General features: G+C 59.0%; 12 protein-coding genes. 5 read left to right on the top strand and 7 right to left on the bottom strand.

The genetic code is table 11. The annotated features are described in order from the left end of the window. Positions 1–39: 39 nt before the first annotated feature. The gene (locus D9N14_RS05720) at positions 40–636 is read right to left on the bottom strand and encodes a TetR/AcrR family transcriptional regulator (protein WP_290578053.1); all 597 of its coding nucleotides are present in this window, start codon (positions 634–636) and stop codon (positions 40–42) included. Positions 637–800: 164 nt separating this feature from the next. Here D9N14_RS05720 and D9N14_RS05715 point away from each other — a divergent pair, with 164 nt between their 5' ends. Beyond that, a complete protein-coding gene (locus D9N14_RS05715; RefSeq protein ID WP_290577878.1) occupies positions 801–1,892 on the top strand; it encodes an efflux RND transporter periplasmic adaptor subunit in 1,092 nt (363 codons plus the stop codon). Next, entirely contained in the window at positions 1,889–4,942 is a 3,054-nt protein-coding gene (locus tag D9N14_RS05710) for an efflux RND transporter permease subunit (protein ID WP_290577876.1), read from the top strand. Before D9N14_RS05715 ends, D9N14_RS05710 begins: the two co-directional genes overlap by 4 nt. Positions 4,943–4,947: 5 nt before the next feature. Here the strand turns inward: D9N14_RS05710 and D9N14_RS05705 are convergent, their stop codons facing one another. Next, the gene (locus D9N14_RS05705) at positions 4,948–5,772 is read right to left on the bottom strand and encodes an SDR family NAD(P)-dependent oxidoreductase (RefSeq protein ID WP_290577874.1); all 825 of its coding nucleotides are present in this window, start codon (positions 5,770–5,772) and stop codon (positions 4,948–4,950) included. Positions 5,773–5,796: 24 nt separating this feature from the next. Further along, positions 5,797–6,702, bottom strand: a complete 906-nt coding sequence (locus tag D9N14_RS05700; RefSeq protein WP_290577872.1) for an alpha/beta fold hydrolase — start codon at positions 6,700–6,702, stop codon at positions 5,797–5,799. Between the two features lie 133 nt (positions 6,703–6,835). On the opposite strand from D9N14_RS05700, the gene D9N14_RS05695 reads away from it, so the two are divergent. The 3 genes from D9N14_RS05695 (at position 6,836) to D9N14_RS05685 (ending at position 8,812) form a co-directional block, all read left to right on the top strand. Beyond that, positions 6,836–7,840, top strand: coding sequence for an AraC family transcriptional regulator (locus D9N14_RS05695; protein WP_290577870.1), 1,005 nt, complete (start codon positions 6,836–6,838; stop codon positions 7,838–7,840). Positions 7,841–7,879: 39 nt separating this feature from the next. Beyond that, complete coding sequence (locus D9N14_RS05690) at positions 7,880–8,305, top strand: secondary thiamine-phosphate synthase enzyme YjbQ (protein ID WP_290577868.1); 426 nt, start codon at positions 7,880–7,882, stop codon at positions 8,303–8,305. Between the two features lie 231 nt (positions 8,306–8,536). After that, complete coding sequence (locus D9N14_RS05685; RefSeq protein ID WP_290577866.1) at positions 8,537–8,812, top strand: hypothetical protein; 276 nt, start codon at positions 8,537–8,539, stop codon at positions 8,810–8,812. Between the two features lie 92 nt (positions 8,813–8,904). Here the strand turns inward: D9N14_RS05685 and D9N14_RS05680 are convergent, their stop codons facing one another. The 4 genes from D9N14_RS05680 to xerC form a co-directional block, all read right to left on the bottom strand. Further along, positions 8,905–9,609, bottom strand: a complete 705-nt coding sequence (locus D9N14_RS05680; RefSeq protein WP_290577864.1) for an HAD family hydrolase — start codon at positions 9,607–9,609, stop codon at positions 8,905–8,907. A gap of 103 nt (positions 9,610–9,712) precedes the next feature. Beyond that, positions 9,713–11,083 (bottom strand): hypothetical protein, encoded by a 1,371-nt coding sequence (locus D9N14_RS05675; protein ID WP_290577862.1) that lies wholly within the window; start codon positions 11,081–11,083, stop codon positions 9,713–9,715. Then, positions 11,080–12,495, bottom strand: a complete 1,416-nt coding sequence (locus D9N14_RS05670) for a hypothetical protein (RefSeq protein WP_290577860.1) — start codon at positions 12,493–12,495, stop codon at positions 11,080–11,082. Before D9N14_RS05670 ends, D9N14_RS05675 begins: the two co-directional genes overlap by 4 nt. Positions 12,496–12,635: 140 nt before the next feature. Next, positions 12,636–13,529, bottom strand: coding sequence for a tyrosine recombinase XerC (gene xerC, locus D9N14_RS05665; protein WP_411267920.1), 894 nt, complete (start codon positions 13,527–13,529; stop codon positions 12,636–12,638). Positions 13,530–13,542 lie beyond the last annotated feature (13 nt).

The following is a 13,542-nucleotide window of genomic DNA, read 5'->3' as shown; positions in this document are numbered from 1 at the left end:
GCCCCGATTGTACGTGCAGCGGCATCCGGGCGGAAGGGTTTACGCCCGCAGTTCCTCCAGCGCCATGCGCATGGCGTAGCGGATCAGTTCCTCCCGATCCAGTTCGGTCCGGTCAAACAGGGAGCTGCCGGTGGTGTCCTGCAGCATGATCACGCCGTGCAGTGAGCCGCGCATGAACATGGCGGTCTGCAACGGATTATCCACCTTGGCGGGATTGACGGTGCCGTCTGCCAGGCCCCGTTCAACGCAGCCGCTCATCAGCGCCATGATCTTGTCTTCCTCTGCCATCATCTCCCGCAGGGCGCAGGAATCCTGAGTGCGGTCCAGGTTGGGGTTGATCATGCTCATACGCATGCACAGACACTGAAAATGATCGTGGTCCTCGCGATAGAACTGGTAATAGGCTTCTCCGATGGCGCTGAGGGCGTCGATGCCACGCTGGGTTTTATCCACGGCGGCTTGCATGCGGGTGTAGAGGGCTTCGCCGGCCTGCACCGCCAGGCCCATTTGAATGTCATCTTTATCCTTAAAATACACATACAGCAGCCCCCGGCTCAATTGCGCAGCACGGGCGATATCATCCATGGTGGTTTTCTCATAACCCTTTGAAAGAATTATCTTTCTGGCGGCATCCAAAATGCTGTTGCGACGTTGGAGTTTCTCTTCCTCGTTTCTGGATCGTGGTCTCAAACCGGGCTGCTCCTGAACTTTCAGGTTTAAATATTGACATTCTGTCAATTATTATCAAAATGTCAATTGTTGGCAATGTGTCAATAAGGTCGGGTGCCGGAGGCGGAGCAATGAATTCACTAACAAAAATTGGCTTGTTTTTACTGAATGCAATGGCGGTGGTGTGGCTTACCGCGTGCTCTGAATCCAGTGTGCCGGACGCGGCAGATCCCCAGGCGGCTGCCCCCAACCGCTTGCCGGTGCGGGTGTCTTACCTGGAGGATAAAGCCCCCAGCCTGTACCAGACCTTCATTGGCACCGCCCGGGCCGCCAACCGGGTGACCATTCGTTCCCAGGTCAGCGGTCGCCTGTTGGAGCGCGAGGTGAAACTGGGCAGCCAGGTCAAGCAGGGGGAAGTGTTAGCCAAGGTTTATAACCCCGGTGCCACTCCCCAGGCGTTGGCGGCCAAGCAGCGCTGGCAGCAGGCCCGAGTGCAAGTGTCCCAGGCGCAACGGGATTACGACCGCATCAAGAGCCTGTATGAAAAGAACGTGGCCTCCATCCAGGAAATGGAATCCGCCCGCAGTGCAGTGCAGGCGGCCCAGGCCGCCACCGATGCCGCTGAATCCCAGTACGTGCAGGCCCAGCAGATGGATGCAGAGCAAACCATTCGGGCGCCGTTTGCCGGGGTCATCACCGCCACGCCGGTGGAACCGGGGGAGGTGATTCAGGTGGGTCAGCCCCTGTTGCAACTGGCGGACCCGGATGAGGTGGAAATTGAAGTCATCGTCAGCGACGGTGCTGCCGCTTCGGTGGCGGCCGGTGATGTGCTGACGGTGCGCACGCCGTTTTCCGGGGAGCGCCAGTTTGCCGGTGTGGTGCATGAAGTGACGCCGTTTCGCGAGCGCGGCGCGTTGCCTACGGTGATTGTACGTTTGGCGGATGCGGGTTTGATTCCGGGCACCACGGTGCACATTCAGTTTGAATCCGCGTTGGCCGGGCAGTTTGTATTGCCCGCCAGTTCCCTGGTAAAAACCGGCCGCCAGCAAAGCGCGGTATATCGGGTGACGGCGGACAACCAGGTGGAGCTGGTGCCGGTGCAACCCCTGCAGGTTATCAACGACAAGATCGTGATCAATGGTCCGTTACAGGCGCAGGATGCGGTGGTGGTGGCCGGTAATCACCAGCTGTATCCCGGTGCCGATGTCGAGGTGGTGCAATGAGCCTGTATCGGTTACTGACCCGTTACCAGCGCTTTGTCTTCGGCTTTGCCATTCTCATGATGCTGGCGGGCCTGGTGGCCTATGGCAGTATGGCGCGGCAGGAAGACCCCAGTTTTCCCTATCGGGTGGGCATCCTCAAAGTGGTGTTCCCCGGCGCCAGCGCCGACCAGATTGAAAAACTGATCACCGAGCCACTGGAGGAAGAGCTGGCCCAGGTGGAGGAAATCAAACAGCTGGAGACCATCTCCCGCGACAATGTTGCCGTGTTCACGATTCAGTTGCAGGATCGTATCTATGATACGGACGCCGCCTGGGACCGTGTGCGCCGGGCCATGGAACGGGCACAGAGGGCGTTTCCCGATGGTGTGTCCGAGATGGAACTGGATGATCGGCGCATGGACATTCCCACGGTGGTGTTGAGTGTGATGGGGGACAACGACCCCATCCTGCTGGCGGATGCGGCGGAGGAGATCAAACAGCATCTGTTGACGGTGCCCGGTGTGTCCCGCATTGAAATCAACGGTGCACCGGAGAAAGAACTGGTAATTGCCACCGATGAAACCGTGTTGCATCAGCTGGGCATCAACCGGCAGATCATTGTGCAGCATCTGCAGCAACGCAACGCCCTTGTCCCCGGTGGCCTGATCAATAACGGCAAGCGGTTTATTCGCATCAATACCCAGTCCGATGTGCAGCAGTTGAATGATCTGGCGCTGTTGCCCATCACCCTGCCCAATGGGCAGCGGGTGCCTTTGAACGCGCTGGCCAGTATTCGCATTGAGCCCCGTGAGCCGTTGGCGGCTCAGACCTTTCACAACGGTGAGCGCACGGTGTCGCTGGGTGTGATTACCGTGCGCGGGCAAACCGATACCATTGCCTTTGGTGAAGGGCTGCGGCAAAAACTGCAGGAGATCCGTCCGCAGTTTGCCCCGTTGGAAATCCGCGAAGCATTCTTCCAACCCACCTATGTAAAGCAGCGTCTGGACAGTCTGCAGGTAAGCCTGATGATCAGTGCCGGCATCATTGCCGTGATTGTACTGCTGGCCCTGGGCTGGCGTACCGGATTGCTGGTGGCACTGGTGCTGCCGGTGGTGGCGTTGATTACCCTGGCGGTGTACAACATGGGCGGCGGCATTCTGCATCAGATTGCCGTGATCGGCATCGTGATTTCCCTGGGCATCCTGGTGGACAACGCCATCGTCATTGTGGAATCCATCGAGACCCAGTTGCGTTTGGGGCTGTCCCGGGCGGAGGCGGTGAAACAATCCATCGCGCAGTTGGCCATGCCGTTATTCTCCTCCACCGGCACCACCATTGCGGCGTTTATTCCCCTGTTGTTGTCCAAGGGTGGCACTGCGGATTTCACCCGCGGCATTCCCGTGATGATCGTGCTGGCCATGATCACCAGTTATGTGATCTCGGTGTTTTTGTTGCCTTTGGTGGCGTTCTATTGGTTAAAGCCCGGCAAGCAGAAAGCGGTGCCAGGCAGTCACTGGATTGCAGAGAAGCTGGTGGTGTTGCAACAGCATTATTCCAAGCGGGCGCTGTTGGGTGTGTTGGGGTTGATGGTGGTGGTGATGGCCATGGTGCCCTTTATGAAGATGCAGTTTTTCCCATCAGCGGATCGTAATCAGGTGGTGATTGATCTGGAGTTGCCCATGGGGTCGCCGGTGGATTACACGGCGGAACTCAGTGAGCGACTGGAGCAGCAATTGCTGGCCCGGGACGGGGTGAAGTCGGTGATGCGTTCCGTGGGCATGACCGGTTTCCGCTATTTTTATAATTTGTCGTCGCTGCCGGATGCGCCGAACCGGGCCCGTCTGATGGTGAATACCCAGACCTTTGCCGACAATCGCAAGGTCATCGACTGGATAGAGCGGGAAGCGAAATTCCAGATGCCCGAAGCCACCCTGGTGGCCAAGCCGTTGGGGCAGGGACCACCGTTGCCGGCACCCATTGTGATTCGCCTGCAGCATGCGGATAAAGACGTACTGACAGCGGCAACGCACCAGGCGTTAAAAGCGCTCTATGAGATCGAAGGCACCCGCACCATTCGCACCAACATGGATACCGGTATCGCCGAGCTGCAATTGAATATCGACGATTACAGCAGTGCGGAGCTGGGCATTCAGCGGCCGCAGATCACCGGCGAGATTTTCGGCCAGGTGCGGGGGCTGGATGCAGGGCAGTACCGCTACAGCAATGATCCCATTACCATGCGGGTGCGCTCCCTTTCCGGTGAACATACCGGCCTGGACCGGGTGCCGGCGTTGTACCTGTATCAGGAGCAACAGCCCATTCCCATTCAGACCATGGCCAGCATTCAGGCGGCGGTGGCCGACAGTGAAATCTACCGTTTCAATGGCGTGCCCACGGTGAACCTGTACAGTGAGCTGCAACCGGGCGCGGCCTTCAACCAGATTCTGGCGGAGTTCTTCGCCCGCATCGAAGCGCAGCCGCTGCCCGCGGGTGTGAAAGTGGTACTGGGGGGGGAATCGGAAGGCTCCCACGACGCCAATGCGGCCATTCTGAAAACCGCGCCCATCGGCATAATGGTGATGATTTTCTTCATGCTGTTGGAGTTCAATTCCTACCGGCGCCTGTTGATGGTGTTGACCACTATTCCGTTGGCCGCAGTGGGCATTCTGCCGGGGCTGGTGTTGACCGGATCGCCGTTTGGGTTTCAGTCGCTGTTGGGCGTCATCGCCTTGGTGGGGATCGTGGTGAACAACGCCATCGTTTTGCTGGACGTGGTGGACACGGAAATGCACGGCGGTAAATCCGTGCTGGAGGCAGTGCAACAGGCCATCCGCCAGCGCACGGCACCCATTCTGCTGACCACCGCCACCACGATCCTGGGCCTGCTGCCACTGGCGCTGTCCAGCTCTACGTTATGGCCTCCGCTGGCCTGGGCCGTGATCTCCGGCCTGGCCATGAGCACGGTGTTGACGTTGATCGTGGTGCCGGGGTTGTGTCAGTTGCTGTTGCGCCAGCCGCCACCGCAGCACCCAACCCAGTCCGGGTCAACGTTGGAATCCGCCACCGCCTGAGCAATTCAGTCTGTGAGAAAGGGAATGTCCCGGCGCCCCAGCCAGTCCACCACGCCGGGTACCCAGCGCTTGGCCCAATACATGGCCCAGGCCTCCGGTGAAATGGGGCGCACCGCCAGGTTGTGCTCGATGGCATCCAGGATGCCCAGAGCCACTTTGTCGGCGGTGTAATTACGTTTTTTATAGAAATCCACCGCCTTGCTTTTCACATGCTCATTCTGTCCCAGTTTGCCTTCGAACACCGCATTGGCCACGATGGGCGTGTTGATGATGCCCGGACACACCGCGGAGACACCGATGCCATACTCGTGCAAATCTGCGCGCAGGGATTCACTGAAGCCCAGCACGGCGGACTTCGACATGGAATACACCGGCATGTCCTTGGCGGCGATGAACGCGGCCGCACTGGCCAGGTTCACGATATGCCCGCGGCCCTGTTCAATCATGTTCGGTGCAAACAGGTGGCAACCCAGCATCACGCCCTTCACGTTCACGTCCAGCACCTTGTTCCAGGTTTTCAGCGACGTATCCACAAAGCGGCCGGCGACACCGATGCCTGCGTTGTTGATGAGGATGTCCAGGGCCGGGTGGGCCTCATGCACGCGCTTGGCCAGTTTTTTCATCTCGGTGCTGGAGCCCACATTGCACACCTGGGTGTGACAGCGGCCGCCTGCAGCCTGGATCTGTTGTGCGGTGTCTTCCAGGCCGGCTGCGTTGATGTCCACCAGCCAGAGTTCGGCACCGCGCCGGGCCAGTTCCAGGGCAGTGGCCTGGCCGATGCCGGAGCCGGCACCGGTGATCAGGGCCACTTTATGGTTGAATTGTTTCATGCTGCGAATCTCGTGTTCAGGGGATCATGCCGCATTACGGCGTTGTTGTTCCACGGCCTGCACATGGCGATCAATCAATTGCGCCACCTGCTGGGGGTGGGAGCGGGGTGCCCAGTGATTGCTGTCCAGGGTACGCCGCGTCAGGTTCACCACGTACTGCTCCAGGTTCTCGAAAATGTAGGGGCGAATGAAAGGGTCCTGTTGCAGCAGCACCAACTGCACCGGTACCTGAATGCTGCCCGGTGCGGGCACTGGCGGCGGCTTGAACGCGTTCTGGCGATACAGCTCCAGGGTGTCCAGGGTGATGCTGCGAATGTCCTGTGCGCTGTGCTCCAGATATTCGTCGTCCTGCGGGACGCCACCCTGTTGCATCACCAGTGGCCACAGTTTGGTGCCGAAGCGGTTGAACAGGGTTTCCGGCAGTTTGGGCAGGTGAAAGGCGAAGATGTACCAGGAGTGGGACAACTGGGCCAGGGCCTTCTGCAGGCCGCTGATTTTACCCGAGCGCACCTGTTGGTTGATCCATTGCCAGAGCAGGCCCACATGGGGTCCGGACAGGCTGGTGTAACTGGCCAGGCGGCGGGCCAGTTGCGGATCGCTGACGAACGACCAGCACAGGCTGCTGCCCCAGTCATGGCCAACCAGGTGCACGGGTTTGTCCGGGACCACCCGATCCATAACGGCGGCGAAGTCCGGAGTCACCCGTTCAATCTTATAGGCGGAGCGGTCCTGGGGGCGGGTACTGCTGCCCGCGCCCCGCACATCCAGGGCCAGGATATGGTAGTCCTGCTGCAGGTGTTCGATGACGGCGGACCACACCCGGTGGTCGTCCGGATAACCGTGTACCAACAGCAAGGTCGGATGTTCCGGGTTACCCTGCTCGGTTACCCAGATGGCGGCTTCGCCCGCAGGAACAAAATACTGTTTCACGGGGTTTCCCTCTGTAGTCGTTGTTATGATGTTAGCGCCTGATCAAAACCGGCGATTACCAAGACTAGCGATGAACTCGTAGCCCGGCCTGTGCTGGATTGACAATCATCAGTCATTATCGGACAGTATACGAATGTCTACTGCCTTTATCCCCGCCCGCTACTTTCGCGTGTTGCTGCAGCTGCTGCAAGAACGCTCTTTGGACCCCATGGAGCCGCTGGCGCGCATTGGCCTGACAGCGGACTTCATTCGCTCCCAGCAGGACGATTTTCTCACCCTGGAGCAGGTGGAGGCCCTGGTGGGCTGGTCCCTGCGGGCCACGGGCAATCTCTCTCTCGGTGTCCACCTGGGGCAACGGCTGAACCTGTCCGCCCATGGGGTCACCGGTTACGCCGGTCTGTGTGCGCCCACCCTGGGGGAGGCCCTGCGGGTGGCCCAGCGCTTCCAGCCCCTGGTGATGCCGCTCACGGATCTGCTGGTGGAGGAACAGGACGGGCAGAGCCATCTGTTGATCCGCCCGGCGCTGCCCATGGCCGAGCCCCTCTGCCAGTTCATTCTGGATGCCACCGCGGCGTCCATTTACGTACAGGGGCGCTTTCTGTATCCGGAGACCTGGCAGTCGGTGCGGGCCCAGATTCCTTATCCCGTCAGTCACTATGATGCTGAAGCCCTGGCGGCGTACCGCGATGTGGCCATACAGTTTGACGCGGCCGAGTTGCGCCTGAGCCTGCCCACCGAACTGCTGAGCTTTCCCCTGGCCTTGGCTAACGAGCAATCCTTTCAGTTGGCGGTGCGGCAGTGCGAAGCCTTGCTGAGCGCCATCCCCAAGCCCGGGGGCAGGGCGGAGCTGTTGCGCCAGTGCCTGCTGCAGGCGGGACCGCCTCTGCCGTCCTTAAATGCGCTGGCACGGCAGCGGCATGTGTCGGAGCGAACCCTGCGCCGGCAACTGTTGCAGGAAGGGGTGCGCTGGCGGGATTTGCTGACGGAGGTGAAAATGGCTTTGGCCAAGCAATACCTGATGGCGAATCAGGACAGCATCACGGCCATCGCCCTGCGCCTGGGGTATAACGACAGCGCCAACTTTGCCCGTGCTTTTCGCCAGCACTGCGGCATGAGCCCGACGCAGTGGCGTCAGTAAGTGAGTACAAACTTCTATTCTTAACAACAGGAATCGACTATGCCCTGGTACCAGACCACCCTGACCCTGAAGCCCCGCTCCCGCGGTTTCCACCTGGTGACGGCGGAGATCCAGCAGACCCTGGCGTCACCCCTGAAGGACTATGAGGTGGGCCTGGCCCATTTCTTTATCCAGCACACCTCGGCCTCGCTTTCCATCAATGAAAATGCCGACCCGGACGTGCGCCTGGACATGGAATCCCACTTCAATCACATGGTGCCCCAGAACCAGCCATATTATCGGCACACCCTGGAAGGCAGCGACGACATGCCCGCCCACATCAAGCACAGCCTGCTGGGCAACAGCCTGACCATCCCCATCCGGCAGGGGGCATTGGCATTGGGTACCTGGCAGGGAATTTACCTCTGTGAGCACCGGGACCAGGGTGGCAGCCGGCGTTTGGTAGTGACCTTAAATGGGGCGTAAATAGATCTATAAGTATGATTTTTAACCGGTTTTTCGTCAAGCCGGTATAAGAATCCGCAAATCAATATCAAAAGGTTTGCACTTAAGGGTTTTTAGAAATTCAATTCATAGATTCATGATTTTATAGAAAAAAACAAAATCGAAAAAAACAAAAATTTTTTAGCAAAGTTCTCTGGGTCGACTATAAATATTTTTACCTCTTGGGGTTAGTCGATTTTTGAGGACAGCGAGATGAGCTATAACAACGATTCCGATATGAACGATTCCGACAACAATGACTCAGACAACAATGGGTCTGAAAACAGCAAGAACGATTCCAGCAATATCATTACCTACGACGATGGCCGCGACCGTAGCCTGAGCTCACGGGAAGCCGAGCGTCGTCAATTGCAGGAAGACATGGAACGTTTTCTCAACGGTGGTGGTCAAATCAAGCAGATCGATAAAGACGTGCGCATGGACCCACCGCGCAAGCCCGAATCCAACTATGGCAGTCGCCCCATTTAAGCGCGACGCAATTTAAGCCTTAAATCTCTTGTTGATTGCTTTTTTGTTGTGATTGTTTCATTGAGTGTAGCCCCGGCAGGTCCGGGGCTTTTTTATGGGCGCTTGGCGATGGTCTGCACGGCCTGCGGTAACTGACTGAGGGAGCGGATTTCCACACTGGGCTGACACAGCCCCGGGTCCTGGTGACCGTCGGCGTTGAACCAGATGGTGTGATAGCCCACCGCGCGGGCGGCTTCTACATCTTCCGTCGGGTGATCCCCGATGTGAATCGCTTCCCCGGCCTGCACGTTCATAAACGCCAATGCCCGTTGGAACATGGCATCATGGGGTTTGGCTTTGCCCTCGGTTTCGGCCGAGAAGTGCGCCTTGAAATAACAGTCGATGCCGATCATGTGCAGATTGGCGTTGCCGTTGGTGAGGGCGATCAGCGGGTAGTCACGGGACAGGGTTTGCAGCAGGGCTTCGGCCTCATGGAACAGGGCGATCTGGTTGCGGCCCCGATAGAATACGGCAAAGGCTTGTTCGCTCATGGTCAGCGCATGGTCATGGCTGAGGTCAGCGTTGCTGAACACCCGGTAGAGCAGTTTCTTGCGGAAGTTGGTGGGGTGCTGCGCCACCTCAGGGTGATCCTGCAACACCTGGCGATAGGTCTGCTTCAGCAGGTCCATTTCCAGATGGGCCACAGCCTCCGGTACGTGCTCGGCGATCCAGGCCCGCATGGCCTTCTCCGCCGCCACGATAACGGGATCAATGTCCCACAAGGTGTTATCCAGATCGAAGGTTAGCAGTTTGATCATGTGATGCTCTGATGCCTGAATTGCGTGCGAATACTTTGCGAGGCTCAGGTTACTGCATTCACGGCAGCACTGCAAAACCGTGCTGCCGGCATCAGGGCAGGTGCTATTGTTGCCAGTAGTTCAGCTGTAGATGTTGTGGTGCATCCGCATTGCCCTCGCACCAGTAACTGGTGCCCGCCACTTGTGTGGTACTGAGAAAACGGGACTCGGCATGCAGGCAGGTGCCCGGGCTGTAACGTTCCGGTTCAAAGCAGACCAGGCTCAGGCCCGGATAGCAGAAGCGGTAGTGGCCCTCCTGTTTGAAGGTATAGGTGCGGGCATCCAGCACAGCACGACCTTCCGCTGTGAAACTGCGCTGGCGAATCTCATAGGTGTCTGCGCCGGCGATGGTTCCGGCGCCCACCAAGGCATCACCCAGGTCCTCGAGGGCGATGTTCAACCCGGTGACCTGTTCCTGATTGCGGAATTCCGTCAGGCCGATGCTGTCATCCGGCAGCAGCTGCGTCATCTGCACATAGCCCCAGGCCGGCACGGTGAAGCAGTTCTGTAATACCAGTGCATAGTCGTAACGGCAGTACTGGGTGCCGCCTTTCACCGGCTTGGTGGTGTAGAAAACCCCATGGCCCAACTTCACACTGACCCCGCTGAGAAATTCCGGGCGCGGCGTTTGCTGGCCTTGCAGGTCAACGAAGCGGAACACAATACTGTCCTCCCCGGTGAAGTAGCCGTAGGCGCGATCGTTGAATCCATACTGCAGGGTAAACGGCTGTTGCAGCGGGATGTCCGCCACCACATTCAGGGCCTGGTCGAGAAACTGGATAAATCCGGCCTGGGCGGATGCCGCTGCATACTCCTCGTGGAAGTTTGCTGCCAGGATATAGCCTGTGGTGTTGCCCATGGTGGTCAACTTGGCGGAGGCAACATATTCCGGCAACAGCCGGTAATGGAAAACGCCCGGTGCCGACCATTGACCGATGGCCTGCACCGGCGTTTCTGTAGCGACGGGATACAGCGCGCCCGCCAGAATCAGATCCCCCTGCTCACGTTTGCCTGCTACTGAGTTACCCACCACCGAATAGTTGAAGCGGGGATAGGCGTTGCGGAAGTCCTCGCTGAAGGCCGGCTCCGCGGTGCCGGTGGAGAGGTCGAGAATATGGCTGTCGGCGCTGCTGCCGAAGCGGTCCCGCAGCAGCAGCGAGGAAGGTGACAGTACTTCTGCCGCGTATTGCCTGCCCTGAATATCAAACTGGTGATGCTGCAACTCGTTACCCTGCAGATCCAGTTGTGTGACGCTGACGGTGGCGCCGTTGGTGAGGTTTTCAACCAACAACAACGACTGTTGGTCAAAGGCGCTCAACAGCGTGGTGGGATGTTCCAGGGGACGGGTCCAGCTGGGCAGCAGCGAGGCGCCGCCGCAGGCCAGGGCCAGAATGGCGATGGCGCCGTATACCGTAAGCCGTTGGGTTATTTTCATGGTCGCATCCTTGCTTGTGATGGCGTGGCACTGTTATTCCACAGCGTCAGGGCAGCGCGATGCTCCCCGGGCTGGCACAGGGTTTCACTGGCGAGCAGTTCGTGTTGGCTGTAGGGCAGGATGGTGTTCGTGCTGCAGGTCCCCGTGGTTTCCGACACGGGTTCCCACACACAGTAGCCATCGGGATTGCTGTGACAGGAAATCAATTTGCCGTGAGCGCGGAACGGAGGGGCAGCGATTTCATTGAGCAGGTCCCCCTGGGGCGAGTAGAAGCGATAGAACATCTGCTGCTGTTCATAACCCCAACCATCCAGGTCCGATAACAGCGACGCATTGGCCGGGTCCAGGGACAGCGTGACACCGTTAAGAACAATACTGCGGTGCTGTTCCGCGGTGACCAGCGTGCCGTCCTCCAGCATTTGTGCCTGGGCCGTCCAGTGGCGGTCGCGGGGGGTGAAGCAACCCAGGTTCTGTAACTGATAGTCAAAGCGACACAGCATGCGGCCCTGTTCACCCACTTCCAGGGCGTAGAAGAAGTCCTCGTGGAACAGGAACTGGGTGTGGTCGTTCCAGCTCCAGAGTTGACCTTTGCGTTCGCTGGGGCTGACCCGGCCATCGGTATGGATCTCAAGATAGTGTGGCTCATCGTGGGTGGGGGCATACAGGCGATCGGGCAGCGCCACCACCGAATAGAGCCGCTGCGGCAGGTCCACTGTTTGCAGTGGGGTCAGCTCGGCATCATAGAATACGACGCGGTTGTAAAAGCCGGTGCGGTTGAAATGATCTTCAGAATAGAGGATGTGCAAGGCAAACATCGGACTGCGGGGCAAGGGCTCCAGGGCGTGGTAGAGGATGTCGCCCTCCAACAAGCTGTGGTGGCTGCGCCCGTCGGCATGGACGATGGCTATAAACGGCAACTCGGTATTGCCCCCCAATGGGATGGCCTGACCGGAGATGGCCAGGCTGCCATTTACCCCCGTCACTACGCTTTCGGTCTGTTCCAGATAGCCGCGCAGGCCACTGAAGCCGCTACGCAGAGCATCCGGCAGGGCCGGCGTGACCTGCAGCGTGTCCAGATCCAGCGCCTGTGCCCGCAGCAGGTCCCGGGCGGTGTAATCCACATAGTCGTCATCTGCCACCCACACCTGTTGCCCTAACCGGCCCAGGATCTCGGTGGAGGCTAATGACAGTGGCGTGATAACCGGCTCGCCGCCGTCCCGTGTGAGTTGATACAGGGTGGGTGTGTTGTCGTCGTAGCGCAGCACATACAGGTTGTGCTCGTCCGCCCCTTGCAACAGGTGGTTGTACTGACTCGATAAACTGAGCTGCCAGACCGGTGCCAGTGATGCACCGCAGGCCACCAGGGCCGCCGCCAGCAGGCCATACACACAGAGCGTTTGAGCGCGGGTCATGGTTCCATCCTTTCTTGTTGTTATCCCGCTGATCATTGTGCTGGTATGGGCGTTGGCTCAACAATGACTCTGAATTCCAGTTTATTGTCTTTGAGGACCCTCCCTCTCGCTCTCCCTCAAACCCTCCCTCTCACTCGCCCTCACGACTCGTCTTTCTTTTTCGCCCGGGGGTGAGCCTGGTCGTAGACCTTGGCCAGGTGTTGAAAATCCAGGTGGGTGTAGATCTGGGTGGTGGAGATGTCCGCGTGCCCGAGCAGCTCCTGCACGCTGCGCAGATCGCCGCTGGATTCCAGGATGTGGCTGGCAAAAGAGTGCCTAAGCAGGTGGGGGTGAACATGACGATCAATGCCCTGCTTGATGCCCCACTGTTTGAAACGTTTCTGCAGGGTGGAAGGGTGGAGAGGGCGCCCCTGCTGGCTCACGAACAGGCTGTCGTCCGCCGGCTTGAACTGGTCCCGCAGGTCAAGCCAGCGCTGAATGGCGTCGCGGGCTTTGCTGCCTACGGGCACCACTCTTTCCTTGTTGCCTTTACCCAGCACCCGTACCGTGTGTTCCTGCTGATCGTAGTCCGCCAGGTGCAGGTTCAGGAGTTCACTCAGGCGCAACCCGGAGGAGTAGAACAGTTCCAGTACCGCCAGATCCCGGATGGAAAGCGGATCGCTGTCATCGATATTCAGCAACTGATTCATCTGGTCCACATCCAGGGTGTGGGGCAGTTTCTTTTCCCCTTTGGGCGGGCGAATGCCCTGGGCGGGATTGGCTTCGGCCTGGCCTTGCTGGATCAGGAAATTGTACAGGCCCCGGATACTGGCCAGCAGACGTTGCAGGGTTTTGTGTTTGCTGCCCCGGCGATGGCGCTCGGCCACCAAAAGCCGAATGTGTTGGGGGTGAATGTCGCGGCAGCGTGCCAGCTGTTGGCGGCTGCAGAACTGCTGCAGTTGTGCCAGGTCGCGGCGATAGCCTTCCACCGTGTTCACCGACAGCATGCGCCGGCGGGTCAGGTGCTCCAGATAACGCGCGATGCTGTCGTCCAGGGCATCCATGGCC

Source organism: Ketobacter sp. (assembly GCF_003671495.1).
Lineage (GTDB): Bacteria > Pseudomonadota > Gammaproteobacteria > Pseudomonadales > Ketobacteraceae > Ketobacter.
The sequence above is the reverse complement of the archived record's forward strand: the minus strand, read 5'-3'. Positions and strand labels throughout refer to the sequence as shown.

Bases quoted from the DNA above. Each gene is read 5' to 3' on its own strand.
- D9N14_RS05715 (WP_290577878.1), top strand. From the start codon at position 801: ATGAATTCACTAACAAAAATTGGCTTGTTTTTACTGAATGCAATGGCG.
- D9N14_RS05710 (WP_290577876.1), top strand. From the start codon at position 1,889: ATGAGCCTGTATCGGTTACTGACCCGTTACCAGCGCTTTGTCTTCGGC.
- D9N14_RS05705 (WP_290577874.1), bottom strand. From the start codon at position 5,772: ATGAAACAATTCAACCATAAAGTGGCCCTGATCACCGGTGCCGGCTCC.
- D9N14_RS05695 (WP_290577870.1), top strand. From the start codon at position 6,836: ATGTCTACTGCCTTTATCCCCGCCCGCTACTTTCGCGTGTTGCTGCAG.
- D9N14_RS05690 (WP_290577868.1), top strand. From the start codon at position 7,880: ATGCCCTGGTACCAGACCACCCTGACCCTGAAGCCCCGCTCCCGCGGT.
- D9N14_RS05685 (WP_290577866.1), top strand. From the start codon at position 8,537: ATGAGCTATAACAACGATTCCGATATGAACGATTCCGACAACAATGAC.
- D9N14_RS05680 (WP_290577864.1), bottom strand. From the start codon at position 9,609: ATGATCAAACTGCTAACCTTCGATCTGGATAACACCTTGTGGGACATT.
- D9N14_RS05675 (WP_290577862.1), bottom strand. From the start codon at position 11,083: ATGAAAATAACCCAACGGCTTACGGTATACGGCGCCATCGCCATTCTG.
- D9N14_RS05670 (WP_290577860.1), bottom strand. From the start codon at position 12,495: ATGACCCGCGCTCAAACGCTCTGTGTGTATGGCCTGCTGGCGGCGGCC.